Origin of the sequence: Acinetobacter boissieri (assembly GCF_900096955.1) — a bacterium.
Taxonomy (GTDB): domain Bacteria; phylum Pseudomonadota; class Gammaproteobacteria; order Pseudomonadales; family Moraxellaceae; genus Acinetobacter; species Acinetobacter boissieri.
Map to the genome: position 1 here is coordinate 149,098 of NZ_FMYL01000008.1, position 20,237 is coordinate 169,334.

Annotated in this window: 17 protein-coding genes and 1 pseudogene; 6 read left to right on the forward strand and 12 right to left on the reverse strand. The window is 36.0% G+C overall.

The annotated features are described in order from the left end of the window. Positions 1 to 5: 5 nt before the first annotated feature. The 4 genes from trpD to folE all read left to right on the forward strand — a co-directional run bounded on the left by trpD (position 6) and on the right by folE (position 3,313). A complete protein-coding gene (gene trpD, locus BLS38_RS09670; protein WP_092749024.1) occupies positions 6 to 1,046 on the forward strand; it encodes an anthranilate phosphoribosyltransferase in 1,041 nt (346 codons plus the stop codon). Positions 1,047 to 1,064: 18 nt separating this feature from the next. Beyond that, positions 1,065 to 1,871 (forward strand): indole-3-glycerol phosphate synthase TrpC, encoded by an 807-nt coding sequence (gene trpC / locus BLS38_RS09675; RefSeq protein WP_092749026.1) that lies wholly within the window; start codon positions 1,065 to 1,067, stop codon positions 1,869 to 1,871. A 109-nt stretch (positions 1,872 to 1,980) separates the two neighbouring features. After that, complete coding sequence (locus BLS38_RS09680) at positions 1,981 to 2,673, forward strand: Smr/MutS family protein (RefSeq protein ID WP_092749028.1); 693 nt, start codon at positions 1,981 to 1,983, stop codon at positions 2,671 to 2,673. Positions 2,674 to 2,764: 91 nt separating this feature from the next. Beyond that, complete coding sequence (gene folE / locus BLS38_RS09685; protein WP_171258567.1) at positions 2,765 to 3,313, forward strand: GTP cyclohydrolase I FolE; 549 nt, start codon at positions 2,765 to 2,767, stop codon at positions 3,311 to 3,313. Between the two features lie 34 nt (positions 3,314 to 3,347). Here folE and BLS38_RS09690 read toward each other — a convergent pair whose 3' ends face one another. Both BLS38_RS09690 and hemE read right to left on the reverse strand, forming a co-directional pair. After that, positions 3,348 to 4,172, reverse strand: a complete 825-nt coding sequence (locus BLS38_RS09690) for a DUF817 family protein (protein ID WP_092749032.1) — start codon at positions 4,170 to 4,172, stop codon at positions 3,348 to 3,350. Then, positions 4,173 to 5,246 carry a uroporphyrinogen decarboxylase gene (hemE, locus tag BLS38_RS09695; protein WP_092749034.1) on the reverse strand — a complete coding sequence of 358 codons (1,074 nt, stop codon included), beginning with the start codon at positions 5,244 to 5,246 and terminating at the stop codon, positions 4,173 to 4,175. It abuts the gene before it with no gap. 180 nt (positions 5,247 to 5,426) lie between these two features. On the opposite strand from hemE, the gene BLS38_RS09700 reads away from it, so the two are divergent. Both BLS38_RS09700 and BLS38_RS09705 read left to right on the forward strand, forming a co-directional pair. Then, complete coding sequence (locus BLS38_RS09700) at positions 5,427 to 6,656, forward strand: L,D-transpeptidase family protein (protein WP_092749036.1); 1,230 nt, start codon at positions 5,427 to 5,429, stop codon at positions 6,654 to 6,656. 69 nt (positions 6,657 to 6,725) lie between these two features. Continuing rightward, on the forward strand, positions 6,726 to 7,487 hold the full coding sequence (locus BLS38_RS09705; protein ID WP_092749038.1) for a 5'-nucleotidase, lipoprotein e(P4) family: 762 nt from the start codon (positions 6,726 to 6,728) through the stop codon (positions 7,485 to 7,487). A gap of 43 nt (positions 7,488 to 7,530) precedes the next feature. Here BLS38_RS09705 and sohB read toward each other — a convergent pair whose 3' ends face one another. From sohB to tagF, 10 genes and pseudogenes are all read right to left on the reverse strand, one after another. Beyond that, positions 7,531 to 8,466 carry a protease SohB gene (sohB, locus tag BLS38_RS09710; protein ID WP_092749040.1) on the reverse strand — a complete coding sequence of 312 codons (936 nt, stop codon included), beginning with the start codon at positions 8,464 to 8,466 and terminating at the stop codon, positions 7,531 to 7,533. Positions 8,467 to 8,644: 178 nt separating this feature from the next. Next, a complete protein-coding gene (locus BLS38_RS09715) occupies positions 8,645 to 10,273 on the reverse strand; it encodes an inorganic phosphate transporter (protein WP_092749042.1) in 1,629 nt (542 codons plus the stop codon). 601 nt (positions 10,274 to 10,874) lie between these two features. Beyond that, complete coding sequence (locus BLS38_RS09720) at positions 10,875 to 11,810, reverse strand: M15 family metallopeptidase (protein ID WP_092749044.1); 936 nt, start codon at positions 11,808 to 11,810, stop codon at positions 10,875 to 10,877. A gap of 1 nt (position 11,811) precedes the next feature. Further along, positions 11,812 to 12,363: a hypothetical protein gene (locus tag BLS38_RS09725; RefSeq protein ID WP_092749046.1), complete on the reverse strand. Its 552-nt coding sequence runs from the start codon at positions 12,361 to 12,363 to the stop codon at positions 11,812 to 11,814. A gap of 14 nt (positions 12,364 to 12,377) precedes the next feature. Then, on the reverse strand, positions 12,378 to 13,181 hold the full coding sequence (icmH, locus tag BLS38_RS09730) for a type IVB secretion system protein IcmH/DotU (RefSeq protein ID WP_092749048.1): 804 nt from the start codon (positions 13,179 to 13,181) through the stop codon (positions 12,378 to 12,380). Positions 13,182 to 13,190: 9 nt separating this feature from the next. Continuing rightward, on the reverse strand, positions 13,191 to 14,552 hold the full coding sequence (tssK, locus tag BLS38_RS09735) for a type VI secretion system baseplate subunit TssK (RefSeq protein ID WP_092749050.1): 1,362 nt from the start codon (positions 14,550 to 14,552) through the stop codon (positions 13,191 to 13,193). Between the two features lie 5 nt (positions 14,553 to 14,557). Continuing rightward, positions 14,558 to 15,655, reverse strand: a complete 1,098-nt coding sequence (gene tssA / locus BLS38_RS09740) for a type VI secretion system protein TssA (RefSeq protein ID WP_092749052.1) — start codon at positions 15,653 to 15,655, stop codon at positions 14,558 to 14,560. A 5-nt stretch (positions 15,656 to 15,660) separates the two neighbouring features. Beyond that, entirely contained in the window at positions 15,661 to 18,333 is a 2,673-nt protein-coding gene (gene tssH, locus BLS38_RS09745) for a type VI secretion system ATPase TssH (protein ID WP_092749054.1), read from the reverse strand. A 169-nt stretch (positions 18,334 to 18,502) separates the two neighbouring features. Further along, a pseudogene (locus BLS38_RS09750) lies at positions 18,503 to 19,192 on the reverse strand (OmpA family protein); the annotation flags it as partial. A 79-nt stretch (positions 19,193 to 19,271) separates the two neighbouring features. Beyond that, entirely contained in the window at positions 19,272 to 20,231 is a 960-nt protein-coding gene (gene tagF / locus BLS38_RS09755; protein ID WP_092749056.1) for a type VI secretion system-associated protein TagF, read from the reverse strand. Between the last annotated feature and the right edge of the window lie 6 nt (positions 20,232 to 20,237).

Sequence of the window (20,237 nt, forward strand, 5' to 3'; positions counted from 1 at the left end):
ACACCATGAATATTCAACAAGCACTCAACCATATTACCAAGCAAATTCATTTAACAGATACACAAATGACTGCAGTGATGTCTAGCATTATGCAAGGCGAAGCAACTGATGCACAAATTGGCGCTTTACTGATGGGACTACGCTTAAAAGGCGAAACCATCGAAGAAATTACTGCGGCTGCTCGAGTCATGCGCAACCTAGCCATTCCCGTCAATACCACAGGTATAGATCATTTGGTCGATATTGTTGGTACAGGTGGCGATGGCCAAAACTTATTTAACGTGTCTACTGCATCAAGCTTTGTGATTTCGGCCGCAGGAGCTCACGTGGCCAAGCATGGCAACCGTGGTGTTTCAAGTGCATCTGGGTCGTCTGATCTGCTCGAACAAGCAGGCATACAACTAGATTTAAATATTGCACAAACTGAACGCTGTATTCGTGACATGGGCATTGGATTTTTATTTGCACCAAATCACCATCAAGCCATGAAACATGCCATTAAAGCACGTAAAGATTTAGGTATACGTACTATTTTTAATCTGCTTGGCCCACTCACCAACCCTGCAGGCGTTAAACGCTTAGTTGTTGGTGTCTTTTCTAAAGAGTTATGTTTACCATTGGCTGAAGTTTTAAAACAACTTGGGGCTGAACATGTAATGGTTGTTCATTCACAAGATGGATTAGATGAGATTAGCTTAGCAACCCATACGCATGTCGCTGAACTTTATAATGGCAAAATTACCGAATGGTCTATTTGTCCCGAAGATGTCAATATCACTTCACAAACCCTTACAGGTTTAAGTGTTGAAAATGCAGCTCAGAGTTTAAAGCTGATTCAAAATGCACTAGGGCGTAAAAAATCAGCGCTCGGTGACAAAGCAGCACAGATGATTGCACTCAATGCAGGTGCTGGTATTTATGTTTCTGGGCTTGCAAAAAACTATGCTCAAGGTGTTGCCTTTGCACAAGATATTATTGATGGTGGACAAGCTCTAGAAAAAATGAGTGTGTTTGCTGAATTCACACAAAACCTAAAATTGGTTTAAAAAGAGTAGAGTAAATACATGACCAATATAAAAAACACCATTTTGGGTACTATTATTGACCGCAAAATTGAAGAACTTGCTATACGACGTCACCGCCATACATTATATGACTTAGAGCAAATGGCACAACATGCGAGCCCAACACGTGGCTTTAGCAATGCATTAACCCACAAAAAACCAGGTGTTATTGCTGAAATTAAGAAGGCTTCCCCTTCCAAAGGTGTGATTCGTGAACAATTTGACCCAGCAGAAATAGCACAGCAATATGAAAAAGCAGGTGCTGCCTGTTTATCTGTACTCACAGATGTTGATTTCTTTCAAGGTGCAGATGAAAATGTACACATTGCACGTCAAAATTGTAACTTACCTGCACTTAGAAAAGACTTTTTAATTGACCCGTACAATGTTGTAGAATCTAGAGCCATTCATGCAGACTGTATTTTACTGATTGTTGCTTGCCTATCCAATCAACAACTTGAAGAAATGTCTAAAACTGCATTTGAGCATGATTTAGATGTCTTGGTCGAAGTACATAATGAAGACGAGCTTGAACGTGCACTACTTTTAGATGAGCGCTGTTTACTGGGTGTAAATAACCGTGACCTAAAAACATTTAAAGTCGATTTGGCTCACTCGGTTCGGCTCAAAAAAATGCTACCTAAAAATCGCCTTCTGATTACAGAGAGCGGGATTGCAACTCCTCAAGATGTGGCTTTTATGCAACAACATCAGATCAACCACTTTTTAGTGGGCGAAAGCTTTATGAAACAACCTGCACCAGATCAAGCATTTTTTGAGCTATTTGGCACACCTAAGTCACTTTAATACTGAATTAAATGACTTTTACACGTAGAGATGGCTGTTAAAGACGGCCATCTTTTTTGATGTCGTACATCATCAATCATGCTTTTTTATTTTTATGATGGATTGACCCATGAGCAAAAACGACAGCTTTTTATCTAAAGAGCAAGAGAAGCTACTCAAAGCATTTCGTAAGCAAATTTCACCTGTGCAGCAACCAGAAGATCATGCAAATCAGCCTTCTAAGATAATTGCTGAAAAAGTCATTTTACCTAATGACAATGAGCTATTCCAAAATGCCATGCAAGGTGTCGAAAAGTTTGCCAAAAACAATCATGCGATGATATCTGTTAAATCACCTAAAAAAAGACTTGATGCTCAACTACTGGCTAAACGTGCTGCTGCTGAAGGCACACATGACCATGAACTCACAGCATTATCTGATACACAAGCAATACTAAACCCGGTCAGCAGTCAACAAAACTTGAGCTACCGTACCACGACACTCCAACACAAAGTTTTTGATGAGCTAAAAACAGGTAAATTACGTTGGTTTGAAGCAGTAGACCTGCATGGCTGTACAGTCGAGCAAGCACGGACTGCAGTTTTAGAGATTATTCAGATTGCAAAAGCTGAAAACCAAACTGTGATCAAAATTGTGCATGGCAAAGGCCCTGAAGCTATTTTAAAAACCTATGTAAATGGCTGGCTTAGACAACACCAAGATGTCTTGGCCTTTGTAAGTGCACCAGAAAAACAAGGTGGTACAGGTGCTGTGCTGGTTTTAATCAAACGTAGTGTGCAGATAAAAAAAGACAAAGCATAGCGCTTTTTTGAGATTGAAGCATGCGCTTATAGAATTTTCTGTTACAATGTCGCCCTTGCTTAATCTGTGTAAGTGAACACCTGTTATGTCTATGCAGCAATCCTACCAACATATACTTCAAACCATTGGCGAAGACTTAGAGCGCCCTGGGCTAAAAGACACGCCTATACGTGCGGCAAGAGCATTCTCTTATCTCACTTCTGGCTATGAAAAAAGTCTTGAAGAAGTCACCAATAATGCGGTTTTCCCTTCAGATAATCGTGAAATGGTATTGGTTAAAAATATTGAATTTTACTCATTATGTGAGCACCATTTATTGCCATTTTATGGACGTGTACATATTGCATATCTACCTGAAGGCAACGTATTGGGTTTATCTAAGTTTGCACGCATTACAGAAATGTTTGCTAGACGATTACAAATTCAAGAAAACCTAACCCAGCAGATTGCTGAAGCCGTTGAAAGTGTTACAGGTGCACGTGGCGTCGCTGTCGTGATTGACTCTGCACATATGTGCATGATGATGCGCGGCGTAGGTAAACAAAGCTCAACAACTCGTACAGTTTCTTTTGTAGGTGATTTTAAAGAAAATACTGAAGCACGCCGCGAGTTTTTAAGTGCTGTACCAGAAAGTTATTAATTCTTAGAGATAAATAAAAAGATAAGCGATTTGCTTATCTTTTTTTATGTCCAATAAAATGCTCTCGCATACGCCAACTACCATTAGACTGTCGTTTCCCTAACAAGACTAAAACGGAAACAAAACTCAGTAGCAGTAACAAATACCAAGAGCCAATTTTACCCAACCACACCAAACGCCAACCGTAGGCTTGGTTTGGATACACCCAAATGTCATAGAACGTACTAATATTTTCAGCAATCCAAATTAAAAATGCAAAAAACACTAAAATCGGGAGTATTGGCAACCGTATATTGTTTTGATTCACTTTAAATAGTACTTTAGTCCGCCAAAAAATGAATATGCTCCAAATAAATAAAACACTGCGAATATCTATAATAAAAAACTTACTCATAAAATTAATAAATGCCAAAATAGCTAAAGCACTCATATGATATAAGCGAGGTAAGCATATAAAACTGACCTCAAAAAGTCGTATCGCTCTTACAAAAAAGCTTCCCACAGCGGAATACATAAAACCTGCAAATAATGGCACAGTGAGTAATTTTAACACAGCAGGTTCGGGGTATTGCCACGAGCCAATGTGTGGTGCAGTTAAAACTAACTCCATACACATCGCCATCACATGAAATAAAGCAATCACTTTGGCTTCATTTAAAGACTCTAATTTTAAATACAACATTAAAACTTGAATCAATACCGCACAGAAAAACAAATAATCGTAACGATAAAAACCAAAATATGCCTGATCACCCATGCCTGATGTCACAGCAAAAGAAAGTAAGAGCAAAATACCAAAAAGCGCAGCCGAAATCAGACGCTGCGCTATGGTATATATAAGAGAAAAAACGTGGTTCATCTAGCCGAGATACTTCGCACTGTACTCATGTACGGTATCTACAAAAATTTTAGGCATATCAGGATTTACCCACTGAGTAATCCCATGTCCTAAATTTGCGACATAGCCTGTTTTTTCACCACCACGGTAAGCATCGTCTAACATCGCTTTGACCGCTTTTTCAATACTTTGACTCGAACCATATAACGTTGCAGGATCAAGATTTCCTTGTAATGCAATACGACCCGCCACCTGTGCTCTTGCTTGATCAAGTTTAGTTGTCCAATCTAGACCTAAAGCATCTGCACCTGACTCAAGCATGACATCTAACCACTGCCCACCGCCCTTGGTAAATAAAATGATTGGAATACGACGGCCATCTTTTTCTCGCTTTAAACCAGACACAATTTTTGTCATATAGTTTAAAGAAAAGTCGATGTACTCACGGTGTGCCAATGCTCCACCCCAGCTATCAAAAATTTGAATTGCTTGTGCGCCTGCATCAATTTGTGCATTTAAATAGTCAATCACTGAATCTGCTAAATGATCGAGTAAAGCATGAAGTAACTCTGGTGTCTTATATAACATTTCTTTGGTATAACGGTAGTCTTTGCTTGATCCACCTTCAATCATATAAGTTGCAAGTGTCCAAGGACTACCTGAAAAACCAATTAAAGGTACATCACCCGACAACGCTGAACGAATGGTAGACACGGCATTCATCACGTAATCTAAATCGCGTTTCGCATCGAGCTTAGGTAAGTTTTTAATGTCTTGCTCTGTACGAATCACCCGACTAAATTTAGGCCCTTCCCCTGGTTCAAAATATAAACCCAAGCCAAGCGCATCTGGAATGGTTAAAATATCTGAAAATAAAATTGCAGCATCTAAATCGTAACGACGTAAGGGTTGCAATGTTACTTCGCATGCAAGTTCTGTATTTTTACACAAGGATAAAAAATCACCTGCTTTTGCTCGAGTCTCACGATATTCAGGCAAATAGCGGCCTGCTTGGCGCATCATCCAAATAGGTGTGGTATCTATAGGCTCACGTAATAATGCACGTAAAAAACGATCATTTTTTAATTCAGTCATGCCCTTTCCAACGGCTTATTCATTTATAACCTATCATAGCAAAAACTGCTTTAATTAGATAACAGGGCCTTACGATACTTAGCATTGATATTATATATGCACAAAATAGTTGATGCATGATATTTTAAACTCTGTAATACTAACTATGATTCATAACACTATAATTCTAAGGTTTAATTCATGCTCGTTCGTTCAATACTCGCTGTGAGCCTAAGCTATATTATGTGCCAAGCAGCATTTGCCGTATCTCAAGATACTCAAGCAATGACAGATGCTTCAGCAGTTGCATCTACACCTGTCGCCGACCCTATAGACCCTTTAACGCTAGACAATAAAGGTGCTTCACAGATCATGGCAGATCAACAACTTTCTAATACAAGTGCTTCTGAAGTTCAAATTAGTACTGAAGAACAAAAACATTTAGATAACGTCTCACATACTGCACAAACGATTGATGCTGGTCCAGAAAAACAAAATAATACAAAATCAGTTGGAAAAGCTGAAAAAGGTAATTGGACATTAGATGGCCTAAACAACAGTGAGTGGACCCCAAGCCTTGGACGTGGTCAATTTCCTGCGTATGCGCGCGCGCAAGTCATGCTAAACAATGCACATGCTTCTCCGGGTGCAATTGATGGCTCTAGTGGTAAAAACATGCTCAAAGCCATTGCCTCTTTTCAACAAATGCAAGGTTTACAAACCACAGGTGCTTTAGATCAAGATACTTGGAATGCTTTGATTGCTTTACAAGACAAACCTGCTTTTCAAGAATACACCATTACTGAAAATGACCTCAAAGGTCCTTATGCCAAAGAAATTCCACACGACTATGCACTACAAGCAAAAATGAAAGGCTTGTACTACACCCGCGTTACCGAAATGCTGGGTGAAAAGTTCCATATGGATGAAGCATTTCTTAAACAGCTGAATCCCAAAGCTGACTTCAATAAATTAGGCCAAAAAGTTATTGTGACTAATGTACGTAACAATTTATCTGAAGATATTCACTTAATTGTTGCGCATAAAGGTGCAAAGCAACTGTACTTATTTAACTCAAAAAATCAAATGGTTGGTTCATTTCCTGCAACGATTGGTAGCTCAGATACACCATCACCTACAGGCGTGTATAAAGTAACAGGTGTGACACCAAACCCTTGGTATAGTTACTCACCAAGTAATTTCGTACAAGGAAAAAATTTACAACCACTTTCATTACCACCTGGCCCAAATGCTCCAGTCGGTAATATTTGGATTGGTCTTAGCAAGCGCTCATTTGGTATTCATGGTACACCAAACCCATCGACCATTTCTAAAACTGCATCTCATGGATGTATTCGTTTAACGAATTGGGATGCCAATGATTTAGGCCGCAAGGTTAAAGCAGGTGCTGTCGTTAAATTTTTAGAGTAATTTCTAATTAAAGCGCTCAATACTAGAGCGCTTTTTTCTATCCATAACAAATATTAGTTTAGACATCTTATGAAAAAAAATAACTTTCCCAAAATACTCAGTACATTATTTTTTAGCTTATATATCTCTGCAACTACATATGCTAAAGCAGCACCCGACTGTAACGTTCAGCAATATCAAATGGCATTAAAATATCAACAAGGTTCACCTGAAATTCAAGCATTGCAACGACAAAGCTATCTATTAGCCACACTACGTATTCAACAATATTTAGAGCAGAACCCTCAAACCACTAAACCACTTGCTGTAGTCACCGACTTAGACGAAACAGTACTTGATAATAGTGCTTTATTGGCAAGAGATACTTTAGCGTGTCATGACTGGTCTACTTGGGATACATGGTCTGCATGGGAAAAAAATGGTACGCCTACACTCATTGCTGGGAGTTTAGATTTTTTTAATTTTCTAAATGACAAAGGCATAAAAATATTCTATGTCTCTGATCGAAGTGATGAAAACAAAACTACAACGCTTGCCACATTAAAACAGCTTCAATTACCACAAGTAAATGCAGATCAGGTATTACTGCTTGGGCCAGAAAAACAAAAACGACGTGATGCCATTACAGCTCAGGGTTACCAAATTATTATGCTACTTGGTGACACTTTACACGATTTCTCAAATGACTTTAGTAGTAAGCAGAATAAGTCTGAAGGCTTAGCCGCTGTAGAAAAGAATAAAGCACATTTTGGTACAGATTGGATTGTCTTACCGAATGCAAGTTACGGAAATTGGCACAAAAACACATTAAATATATGGCAAGGCCATTAAAAAAAGCAGTTCTTTAAGAACTGCTTTTTTTGAGAAAAAATAGTTAAATTTTAGTTTGGCTAGCTTTAAATACACTATCTACGAGTTTGTTAAGTACTACAGGTACAACTTCATCAGCCATTTGTGCAGCCTGTAAACCTAATTTTTCACCTAAAGTTGGTTTAGTACGTGTACTTAACAAATACACATCATGTTCACTCATTAGATTTAATAAAACAGTATCTGATGTCTGTAGTTGATCAACCAATTTTAGACCTAAAGCCTGCTCTCCATACCAATGCTCACCCGTTGCTACTTGCTCAACATTAAGCTGAGGACGGTATTTCTCTACAAATAATTTAAATAACTCATGAGTTTCTTGTAGCTCTTGCTTAAATTTTGCTTTGCCTTCTTCTGTATTTTCACCAAATACAGTGACAGTACGTTTATATTCACCTGCAGTATATTGCTCAAAATCTACATTTTTTTCTTTTAATAAGCGATTAAAATTTGGAATTTGTGCCACAACACCAATTGAACCTAATATAGCAAATGGAGATGCTATAATTTCATTAGCGACACAAGCCATCATATAACCACCGCTAGCTGCTACTTTGTCTACACATATGGTGACATGAAAGCCCGCATCTCTTAAACGAGCAACCTGAGCAGCAGCAAGACCATAACCATGCACTACACCACCGGGGCTTTCTAAACGTAGAAGAATACGGTCTTTCCCTGCCGTTGCCGTTGCAATAATTAAAGTAATTTCTTCTCTAAAGCTAGTCACAGCAGAGGCTTGTACATCACCTTTAAAATCTAAAACAAAAACCCGTTCTTTACTTTTTTTGCCTGCCGATTTTTTAGATTTTATCAGCTTAAACAGTGAAAATTTTTGCTCAGGTTTAATGACTTTAATTTTCTTTTTTTGGGTGTCTAAACGCTCATTTAAATGCGTAACAGAAATCTCTGCAGGCAGTTTTGGCAACTGAAATAACATATATCCGCCTAATTTTAAAATACTGTTGATTGTATATTTAATATGGACTCTTTTATTGAAAAATCAAGCACTCATCTCATTACACATACTGAAATAATACATTTTATACTTTCACTCAAGCGCTTATTCAATAAAAAACCCCACATCTTGTGTGGGGTATATAAACAATAAACTATGATTAGAAAATATGTAAAAACAACCAGTATAACCCGCCAGACAAACAAATTGTCACAGGTAAGGTCAGCACCCAAGCAGATAAAATATTTCGAATCGTTGCCCACTGTAAGCCAGATTTATTGGCAACCATTGTACCTGCTACCGCACTATTTAGAACATGCGTGGTTGATACTGGCATACCTAAACCATCTGCTGCTGCAATGGTTGTCATAGCAACAAGTTCGGCAGACATACCTTGGCCATAAGTCATATGGTTTTTACCAATACGCTCACCGACAGTCACAACAATACGTTTCCAACCCACCATCGTACCTAGGCCAAGTGCTAAAGCAACAGCAACTTTTACCCATGTTGGAATATACTGTAAGAAACTGTCTAATCCTTTTTGGTATGCTTTGACTGTTTTTTGCTGTTCAGCAGTCCATTCTGGTAATGCTTTTTGCTTACTCAATGCCTTTAACGTGGCAGTATTTAAATACATTTCATTACGTAAGTCTGCAACTGTATGCTCTGGTACATCTTTTAATGACTGGTAAGGCGCAAGTGTTTGTCCAACATATGCTGTCATTGTCGCTAGAGCGGGCACAACTTCAGGCGTGATATGTTTATCTTGAATATAATGTGTGAGTACATTTCGAGCCGTATTTACATCAGATATTGGCTGTTGTTTCACCGACATCACCAATGCTGTTTCACTTGAAAGTGTTTTAAACTGCTGAAACTGATCGCTGTCTAAATTTTTATTTAAAGAATATGCCAATGGTACTAAACCAATCAAAATCAGCATAATCAAACCCATGCCTTTTTGACCATCGTTAGAGCCATGCGCAAAACTTACCCCAGTACAGGTAAAAATAAGTAAAGCACGAATGACAGGTGGTGGTGGTTCTGTGCCTTTTGGTGGTTGAAAAAGTGCTAATTGTTTCTTTAAGAAAAATTTAACCAATAAAAATACAATCGCAGCAAATACAAAACCAACTAAAGGTGAAATAAGTAATGCTTTACCTACTTTCAGCACTTGCTCCATATCAATACCACTACTTTGTACATTTGCAGCGGTATTCAGCAAGTAATTCATAATCCCCACGCCCAAAATAGAGCCAATCAGGGTATGTGAACTTGATGCAGGAATTCCAAAGTACCACGTACCTAAATTCCAAACAATTGCAGCAATTAACAATGCAAATACCATCGCAAATCCAGCGCCAGTACCTACATTCATAATCATTTCAACAGGCAGTAATGCAATAATGCCGTAAGCTACTGCACCGCTTGCCAACAAAACACCCAAAAAATTACAAAAACCTGCCCACATCACTGCAACAGGTGCAGGTAATGCATTGGTATAAATGACGGTTGCAACTGCATTGGCTGTATCGTGGAAGCCATTTACAAACTCAAAACCAAGCGCAATAAATAAAGCTGTAGACAGCAAAATGACTGAATACAAACTCAGTGGCGGTACGCTTGAAAGATCGCTGTGCAATTGGAACCCAATGTAAATGAGCGTTGCTATCACGATCGTTAAGAATACTGGCTTAAAAAACTTTGGCGTTGGGACATTTACATTTTTTGGCAGCTCTGATGCGAGTAGCGTAGAATTGTCTTGATGTGTTTTTTGCTGATTCATACGGCCAAAATAATAGACTCTATAAGATGCGCATATTGTTCACCCTAATTATGACAGTTATATGACAAAAACTTTACAGACGTGAGCGCTCTTGCCTATTTGCTTTTAAAAAAAGCAATAAACACAAGATATGAAATAAGACGAAATTATTAGTGCTCAGTTTTTAATACATTTTTTGGCTGTAAAGTGTCCTAATCAGCAAATTTACGTTTTCTTAACCTATACAAAAGATGTTGCAATATCATTAACTACACTTTAATTAATCTACTGCATTTTATTACACAGAAATTTTATAAAACATAGTTTTGCAATCGCTATAAACTTAAGTTTCAGTTTCATAAATATATGAGAATATTGAAACTACACTGCTTATATACCTACCTCACTGACGTGTAGAACAATTTGCTAACACTGTCTCAATAAAACTGTTAGAAGTCATTTACAAAAACAAGCCATATACATGGTAGTCAAAATTAAATAACGCTCCTCTAACTTAAGAAATATTAGAAAATATACATATTTATAATCTGTATATTTTATAGATTTTGATAATTTTTTAATTTTTTTTGAATATAAGGCAATCTAAAACATGAGAATATTTTCACATTTTAGCCGCACCTTCAAGAATAAGACTTTCTGCAGTTTCTTTCGTTTTTTTGAGTCCAGGCATACGATATTCAGTATGGCCATAGTCTTTTATTGATGTCCAACGCCCACCCCAAGTTAAACCAACAGACTCTGCAACTTCACCATAAAGTTGGTATCCACGCCATGCCCAAGGATCACGCTCAGAAATAATCACTTTCCCATTTCGCTTAAATGCAATGTCAGCAGCAAGACCAAATTGATGATAACTTTGATATGCTTTAGCTCTAGTTGTATTTGTATCTCCTGATAAAAGATTTTGACGATCAGGACTACGGTATCCCTCTAGTAAAACTAACTCATAATCATAACGATCTCTCATTATCTTGAATACCATCAACAAACGTTGCTTGTAACGTGGATTCATGTTCTCCCATTTACGATCAACCATTTTAGTATCAAAGCCACCATGTACGTCATCAACAATTAATGAATTTTTTGGGTTTTGATGATTCACTCGATATTCTTGCTCCAATCGCATCGCTTGTACAATCGCTTCATCAACCAGTTTTTCGTCAACCTCTGAAGGTGGGTTCAGCATTTCACCATTTAAAAGAGTATAAATTTGAGGGTCAACTTCTTTTAAATAATTTGCTTCAATACGTGTTGGATCAATTGTACGAGTTAAAGAAAACACCACGATACTACCTAAAAGAAAAAAACCAGTAATCAAAATCCCCCATTGTTGTAAATACCAATGTTTTTGTGTTTGTTGTGATGACATTGCATAATTCATTTTCTTTGAAAAATTACAAATACTCATCCGTCTTTTTTTTATTCTTGGCATGATTGAATAAAAAAAACTTTGTGTTTTAACACGTAACTCATGCGAGCTAAATAGGCTCAAAACAACGGCTAAAATTAAAAAGCTACAAATAACAAATACAATCATATTATTTGTCTTTAGCTCTTAATGAAATTATTTTTTTAGAATCTGATTCTGGGATTTCTAACTCATTGTCTATGTTTAGTGTATTTAATAATGATGGTTTTACAAAAATTTCAACATTTTCTTTTTGAGCCATATTAGGCTGTTGTCTCTTTTTTTCTAATTTTTCAATAATGCTATTACCACTATGCTCATTTACTTTAGGTTTATTATTGATATAAAGTGCATCAAACGGCGTATTAGACTGAACTTTATTTTCTTTATTTTGAACAGGTTGATGTTTGAAGTAATCTTTTAAATCATCATCATTCACAGGTGTTGTCGCATTCAAACTATGCACTTCTTTTAAAGGGTGCTCAAAAGAGCTATCCTTGCTTTCTTCAATAACTTGGTTTGCTTCAATACGATTTGTCATTTTATAAAAGATAAAAAAACAGATAAAGACACAACTTATTGAAAGTACACCACCCAAAAGAAAAAATTTCAGTGAACGACCCGTCTTCCTTTTAATTTGTGTCTGTAATATTTTTACGGACGTTTGTTTATCTTGAGCCATCTCTCATCCATAAATTAAGGTAAATAAACAGTAATATTTGCTTGCTCTGCAGGGATGCTAATAACATCTTGATACTGAGATAACGCTTGAATATTCTGTTTATTCAGCATGAGATTTAAGCCAGTAAAAGATACAACTGTAAAAAGAAGTAATATCAATAGAATCCATGTGAATGGGAGCTCTTTATGAATAATATTTTTAATCTGATCTGGTAGTGCAGCAAAAGGAGAAAAGTCATTTTTCTTACCTTTTAAATAATCAATTTCATCACCTAGTCGTGTAATAAGATGATTAAGGCTTTCTGCAGATTGAATACGATACTTACCTTGTAAACCCAGTAATAAACAATAATGAAAGACTTCAAGAGCAGCCAAACGTACTTTTCCTTTCGTACGTAATTGTTCTAAAATTTCGAAAAAGTTATATCCTGCAAGTTGTGATCCAAATAAACTTAATTGTAATGGGTTAATGAGCCATGTGTTTTGTAAGCCAAAAAAACATTCATCTTGTTGCGTAACAATAGTTTCATCTAACAATGCACAAAAAGCATATTTTGCATCTGAAATATCTTCACTAGAAAACTGTAATTTTTTTGCTTGTTGCTCAAACCTAGATAAAAACTCTAAGATTTTTTTTCTAAAATCCTCCGGGTTACTAGGCAAGTGCTGCCTCTTTAATAAAAAAATAATATAGAAACCATCGTAAAGTAAATCAACCAAACTTGATGTAGCTAATGTCGTTGATGTATTTGGTATATTTGATCCTGTACCAATTTGACCATCGTCAAATAATGAAGGAGTACTCGTTGGGAAATTCATTTCTGCCTCTTAACCATTTGTCACAGCAATTAATTCAATACTTATATCTTGAAAACCAGCAGGAACATAAATACAGATTGACTCGGAGTCCAACATTCGTTGATACAGCTCATCATGTGGCTCTATCTCAAAATAACTTACACCTGAACGAACAGGAATTGCCGTGGGAACTTGAGTTAAATGGCGTAAAGGAATGGCTAGAGCTGCTATCACTCGCTCTTCAACATCTACAGTATTTCCCACTTTAAATCTTAAAGGAACAATTTTAATTAAATCATTTGTTTGCATCATACTGGTTGAAACAGAAACATAAAGTCGCGTATCTCGGGTAATTTTATCTGTCTCTAAACTACCTACCCAATAAGACGTACGAATTTCTTTTAATTTAATATTGATATAACGATTTGAAATAATTGTGTCTAATAAATCTCTTAAAATAAGATCAATCTGAGCAAAACTTTCTTGTAAATGATGGTGCTTATATTGTGGTAAATCTTCTACTGTATACGCTGTTGAAAAAGTCAGTAGTGAGCCTGTCAATCGTAACAACTCATAAAATAAACGCTCTGGATGAATGTGTGGATTAAGTAAAATATGGTTAAGTGTTGAATAAGCCGTGTTTAAAGCATTAATCAACCAAAAAGATACTGTATCCCCTGAGCGAAACTCTATTATTTTTTGATCATTTTCTCGATTATTACCCTGAATCGTTGTCACTTTTGCTTTAATAATATTGAGCGTACGCTTTAAATTATTCATAAGCATCGTATTTGACTGAATATGTAAAATCGGTGGAATAAATTTATGATCTAATTCAAAGTTACCTGTGTTTTGGCGTTTTATTCTGGCAACAGGCATATAAATAAAACCATCAAGCACATGATTTAAATCAACATTATGATCCAATAATTTTAATTCTGCTTGCCGACGTAGTAAAGTGATATCCGAGGGCACGGCATCTGTAAAAAGATCATGTGTTTCTGATAAATATGAATGATACCGTGTAGGTTGATTTGCCTGATCATGCGTTACATTTTGCTTATTTGGCTGTACTATGGGTAATGCCAAATAAACATACATTTCATCGCCCAAACCTAAGTCATCAATAAAAATAGGCGCAGGCAATAAGTCTGGCGCAGGAGCCATGTAAATCTCTCCATCTTGCCAAATGACCTTTGCTTTCTCTAAAGATAAAACATTTAGACTAAGTTGACTTTCATCTAACTCAATACTTTGAACACCATAAGAAAATGGAATTGTTGAACGAATCGTATAATTTAAACGTTGTTCGTGGTAGTTATCTTGAACTTGAAAGTGTTGTGGGCGTAAAAATAGACCTTCACCCCAAAGAACTTTTTCTGATTTGGACATTTTAATTACTCATCATTAAATTCATTGCTATTTTTCTGTACGCCCAACAACTCATGAATGGACATCAATGGATTATCATCTTTGATCACTTGAGCAAGCCATTCATGTAGTGGCATATTGCTCCACTTGATCGTTTTTTGGAGCATATAACTTATAGGGCTATGTGGCTCATTGGTTTTAAAATAATCAGCAATATCAGCTAAAACTAGCATGGCTTGTTCGCGATTTTGTACATGGCTTTGTTGAGTAGGCTGGAAGGATGAACCACTTACAGCAGTATTTACAAAAGTAGTCTGTTCTTCTATATGAATTGGTTGAGATATTACTTCTTTTACAGCAATATCTGCCTTATAAATTTTGCGTAAAGACGTACTAATATCTTCAATTTGGGAGTCAACACTCGCAAAACTAGGTGCATCGAGTTGCATGAGATCATTAATAACCTGCTTGAGCCTTTCCCACTGCGTCACCATATGACTAAAGTTTTGATAATTTTGTAATTGGATCGTCTGAGACATACTCTTTAGACTCTGATTAAATAACTCAAAATCTGATGACACAGCTACATCTGCATCTGGATTTTTTAACCGATTATTCTGTTGATATAAAAAATTTTCATAATCAATGAGTGAGTAAAAAGGTTGACTATTAATCACAGGAACTTTTTTAATTAAACTGGGGAGTTGGTTCACAAAACCTTGCAATATACCTAATCGCTGATCTAAATCATGATCATCAATATGTGGATGTATCTCATTCCAATATTGATTAAGCATACCATGCGTTAGCTCTAAACTATGTGCAACGCCAACATAACCATATAAATTTCCCCAAGCCTCTGAAAGCCAAACAAGTAGCCGTATATCTTTTGTTTTTTCAATTAAAAGTTCTTTAATTGCATTTGATACAAACCCCCAATCTGCTTGTTTTGGCTCAACAATCCAATCCCCTAAATCAAGTAAAGGGTCATCTTGTGTTTTTGCTTTTTTGATCACATGAAATTCATTGGAAAATGATAAATCTTCTCCACATAAATTATTTTCAGCAATCGGACTTAGAAATTGAGAAATATCTAAATCACTAATATCTTGATATTTGGCCATATAAATTAAATTACTTCTAAATTAATCTGTTTTGAGTTCATACTTTTTAATACCTGATTTTTAGGATCAAGCTTGTAGGTGATCTGACCATCTTTTGCATCGATTACAATGAGCTTAGGCAATTTATTCGAGCTAAGTGCAATTAATATTTTTGTTGCAAGTGATGGTAAAACAGATGAGTTCAAAATATTATCTATATTACGAGCGCCGCTATCTACTTCAGTACAACGACTTAAAATAAGTTCGGTTAAAGACTCGCTGTATTCAACGCTTGTTCCATATTGTTCTTTTAAACGCTGAATAATTTTTCCTAATTTATGCTCAATGATACGAATGAGTAAATCATCATGTAACGGGAAATAAGGAACAATTCGCATACGACCTAAAAATGCCGGTTTAAACTGTTTGTATAAACTTGGTTTCAATTGATCTATAAGCTCTTGTGCTGTTGGCCATGTTTCTACAGCTTGATTTAAGCAAGCTTGCATAATTGTGCTAGAACCAGTATTTGAGGTCAGCAATATTGTGGTATTTTTAAAATCAATAACCCGCCCCTCACCATCTTCAAGCGTACCTTTATCAAAAACTTGATAAAATAGTTCTTGAACATCACTATGTGCTTTTTCAATTTCGTCTAAAAGTACGACACTATAAGGATTACGTCGAACAGCTTCTGTGAGAACACCACCTTGGCCATAGCCAACATAGCCTGGAGGTGCACCTTTTAATGATGAAACTGTATGGGCTTCTTGATATTCAGACATATTTATAGTGATTAAATGTGATTCACCACCATAAAGCTCACTCGCCAAAGCCAGCGCTGTTTCTGTTTTACCTACACCACTTGGTCCAACCAGCATAAATATCCCTTGAGGCTTATTTGGATCTTCTAATTTTGCTTTAGATGTTTTAATCCCTTGCACAAGCTGACTTAAAGCATACGTTTGCCCCATCACACGTTGTTCAAGTTTATCTTCTAACTTTAAAATTTGTTTAATTTCATCACTGACCATATTTCCAACAGGAATTCCAGTCCAATCTGAAATAATTTGATTAATAATATTTGAATTCACTCGATCAAAAACTAAAGGATTCTGATTTTGTATTCGCGTTAATTCTTGGCGTAATTTTTCAATTTCATCATTCGCTATATGGTTCTGATCTTCTTGTAAAAGATTCATTCTTTTTACAAGTGTTAATTCTTTTTCCCACTGTTGAGTGGTTAACTCAATATCATGCTCTAACTTTGAAATATCACTTTTAAGGTTTTCTAGTCGTATACAATGTACTGGATTATGACGATGCTCATTTTCTAAAATATTAAGTTCAAGATTTAAATTATGTAACTGTGCTTGTTGTTGATCTAATCTTACTGGTTGAGCATTTTGAGTAAGTGCAACGCGGGCAGCAGCTGTATCTAATACACTAATTGCTTTGTCTGGTAGTTGACGGCCACTAATATAACGGTGTGATGAATGTACAGCTGTTACAATTGCTTCATCATCAATATATAAATTAAAATGCTGTGTCATAACTGGAATCATGGCACGCAACATATCTACCGCAACACTTTCTGTTGGTTCTTCAACTTTGACAACTTGAAAACGTCGACTCAGCGCAGCATCTTTTTCAAAATATTGTTTATATTCAGCCCATGTTGTTGCTGCAATTGTACGAAGCTCACCACGCGCTAATGCAGGTTTCAGTAAATTTGCAGCGTCATTTTGTCCAGCCTGGCCACCAGCGCCAATAAGTGTGTGCGCTTCATCAATAAATAAAATAATTGGTGATGTTGCGGCTTGTACTTCTTTAATGACTTGCTTTAATCGATTTTCAAATTCACCTTTTATACTTGCACTCGCTTGAAGTAACCCCATGTCAAGCATATGTAACTGTACATTTTTAAGCGCATCTGGCACTTGATTATTTACGATTTTTAAAGCCAAACCTTCAACTACAGCTGTTTTCCCAACACCAGGTTCACCTGTTAAAATTGGATTATTCTGACGGCGACGCATTAAAATATCTAACATTAAGCGAATTTCAAATTCGCGCCCAATCACCGGATCTATTGCACCCTTCTGTGCTTTTTCGGTTAAGTTAATTGTATACTGACTTAAAGCAGGCGCATTAACAGTTGTAGATCTTGTTTGCTGCTGTTCATTAATCTTATCTTTTTCTATAGATTCACTTTTTAACTCTGTATCTTCGCTACTTCCTTCACAAATCTGCAAAAATTTATGCTTCATTGTATCTATTGGAAATAAATCAAAAATATTTGATGCACGTAATGCAATTTGGTATAAATCAGGTGCAGTGAGTAAAGCAATTATTAAATGACCACTTCGGATTGTTGGTTTTTTATCAGCAGAAGCTAATAACCAAGCCTGTTCCAATAACCGAACAATCGATGTTGTAAAAATAGGTGTACGTGTATTGCCTTTAGGTAACTGTGTGATTGTTTGATGTAAATTTGCTTGTAGTTCTTTTTTATTTATTTTATATTTTATAAATAGGCAGTCTAGGTCAATTTCAGACTGAGTATTTAGTAATTGATAAAAAAAGTGTTCTACTTCTATTTCATAATTCTGTTGCACAACACAGTAATTTGCTGCTTCTTCTAGTGAAGTGCGAGCAGGCTTAGATAGTTTTTCAATAAGTACTTTTAGACTATTCATCGCATATCCAATATTTTGTGACAAGTATCACAATTATAAAACAAAGAGCATAATAACTCATATTTATATTAATTACTCGAAATAATATAAATATATGAATGCTTAACTGTTAAGTAATCGTCTGTATTTCTATAGAACTAAAATATTTTAAGTCTAGAATGAACATAACTTACAAAACCTCAAATTCAATACGACGGTTTTTCTTACGTCCTTCAGCTGTCGTGTTATCTGCTACAGGCTTTTCTGAACCTAACCCAGAGGTAGTTAATTTTTCAGCGAGAATATGTTTCGCAACAAGGTATTGTTTTACAGCCTCAGCACGGCCTTGACTTAAAATAAGATTTTTTTTTGAATCACCAGAGCTATCTGTATGCCCTATAATCTTAATACTTTTGCCTTCTAACTTACTTAAAGCGACAGACATTTCATCTAAAATACGCATTCCCGCAGGCGTTAAAATGACACTGCCTGACTCAAACTCTACAATACGATTTTTTAAAGTATCATCTACAATTTTTTGTTCATTTTGGCTCATTGAAAGATTCGTATTAACAGAAAAAGGCGAGTTAATTTGTGACTGTAATAATTTAGATACAGATTCGACATCATTGTGATTCGAGACTTTTCCAGTCAAATTAATTTGGGTACCTTGTACAGCCAATTTACCTTGACTTACCTTTTTTAAATCTGGAGTAATTATATTCGCAATCGCATCACTCCAACCATTTGGTGCAGATACTGCCCTAACTTGTATCTTATCTAAGATTTGGTCTGAACTATAAACTGTGTGCATTTTAGTTAAAATAGCCTGTTTACTCTCATCATTCGGCACAACCCCTTCAACAACAATTGTTTGAGCATAACTGGCATAACTAAATAGCCCCAAATATAAAATTATGCTTTTTATCATTGGTTTAAATATAATTTTCATGATGTGATTAACCATCTATAAATGTTTGTTTAAATAACTTTATGCCTTGATTTAAGCTAAGTTGTCGCTCACATAGATTTTGCTCTAATGCAGCTAGGCCTGCATTTTTCTCTAAATAATGATTCACCCAATGCGCATCCATTAAGGATACCCACCTTTTACTACATAAATTTTGAGTAAAAATATCACTCAATGCTTGAATATCTGCACCTTGAAAGCCAAACAAAAGTATTGGTGATTTTGAATGAAGCAATCCAATTAAAACCTCAGTATTTTGCTTAGACATAAATCGCCCAATAAGGCTGACCCAAAACCCAGCAATTTCATAACAGTAACTTGAGTTGTTAATTGGTAAGACTAAAACTTTATTAAGTTTACTCGTACCATGCGTTAAAACAGGTTGTAATAGTAGACCAAGCCCAATCATGCTTTGCGCTAATTCATAAGTTGTCATATTGAGTAGCTGAGCAAAAGAATGCATTGTTTGATTTTCAAAAAAATGTGTACTTTCGGCTGTCGTTAAAACTTGTATTTGACTTTCTAACTGTGAAAGTTTGTCAAAAAGTAGTTCTGAACTTTCTACAGTACGGATACTTCTATTTTTTTGAAATAAATCGATAAGGACTGACTTATACGTGTATGGTGCATATAGCAAATTTTCAGTAGGTTTTTGAACTGCTAATAAATAGCCCAGCATCATTGGAAACAGTCGACCAGAACTATCTTCACTTGTAACTAAATTTGCGACAAGAAAGATTTCCTCTTTTGGATTTGCAATAAAAAAATCTAGTGGAGGTAGTGTTCGATATGATTCAGCAAAACCATCTACATGCATTGCAATATCTAATGCCTCAGTAATCCACTGATCTATTACTGTTATTAAGGCATGTTGGCCTTTTGTTTTAAGGAAATCGCCACGTGTAGGATTTTTACCATAGTAAAATGGTATTGATTTTAATAGTTGCATAACTAT

Excerpts from the sequence above, each read along its gene's own strand:
- BLS38_RS09715 (WP_092749042.1), bottom strand. The coding sequence starts at position 10,273 with ATGAATCAGCAAAAAACACATCAAGACAATTCTACGCTACTCGCATCA.
- tssK (WP_092749050.1), bottom strand. The coding sequence starts at position 14,552 with ATGTCCAAATCAGAAAAAGTTCTTTGGGGTGAAGGTCTATTTTTACGC.
- trpD (WP_092749024.1), top strand. The coding sequence starts at position 6 with ATGAATATTCAACAAGCACTCAACCATATTACCAAGCAAATTCATTTA.
- BLS38_RS09725 (WP_092749046.1), bottom strand. The coding sequence starts at position 12,363 with ATGGCTCAAGATAAACAAACGTCCGTAAAAATATTACAGACACAAATT.
- icmH (WP_092749048.1), bottom strand. The coding sequence starts at position 13,181 with ATGAATTTCCCAACGAGTACTCCTTCATTATTTGACGATGGTCAAATT.
- BLS38_RS09720 (WP_092749044.1), bottom strand. The coding sequence starts at position 11,810 with ATGATTGTATTTGTTATTTGTAGCTTTTTAATTTTAGCCGTTGTTTTG.
- tagF (WP_092749056.1), bottom strand. The coding sequence starts at position 20,231 with ATGCAACTATTAAAATCAATACCATTTTACTATGGTAAAAATCCTACA.
- tssH (WP_092749054.1), bottom strand. The coding sequence starts at position 18,333 with ATGAATAGTCTAAAAGTACTTATTGAAAAACTATCTAAGCCTGCTCGC.
- BLS38_RS09690 (WP_092749032.1), bottom strand. The coding sequence starts at position 4,172 with ATGAACCACGTTTTTTCTCTTATATATACCATAGCGCAGCGTCTGATT.
- tssA (WP_092749052.1), bottom strand. The coding sequence starts at position 15,655 with ATGGCCAAATATCAAGATATTAGTGATTTAGATATTTCTCAATTTCTA.
- folE (WP_171258567.1), top strand. The coding sequence starts at position 2,765 with ATGCAGCAATCCTACCAACATATACTTCAAACCATTGGCGAAGACTTA.
- sohB (WP_092749040.1), bottom strand. The coding sequence starts at position 8,466 with ATGTTATTTCAGTTGCCAAAACTGCCTGCAGAGATTTCTGTTACGCAT.
- BLS38_RS09705 (WP_092749038.1), top strand. The coding sequence starts at position 6,726 with ATGAAAAAAAATAACTTTCCCAAAATACTCAGTACATTATTTTTTAGC.
- hemE (WP_092749034.1), bottom strand. The coding sequence starts at position 5,246 with ATGACTGAATTAAAAAATGATCGTTTTTTACGTGCATTATTACGTGAG.
- trpC (WP_092749026.1), top strand. The coding sequence starts at position 1,065 with ATGACCAATATAAAAAACACCATTTTGGGTACTATTATTGACCGCAAA.
- BLS38_RS09680 (WP_092749028.1), top strand. The coding sequence starts at position 1,981 with ATGAGCAAAAACGACAGCTTTTTATCTAAAGAGCAAGAGAAGCTACTC.
- BLS38_RS09700 (WP_092749036.1), top strand. The coding sequence starts at position 5,427 with ATGCTCGTTCGTTCAATACTCGCTGTGAGCCTAAGCTATATTATGTGC.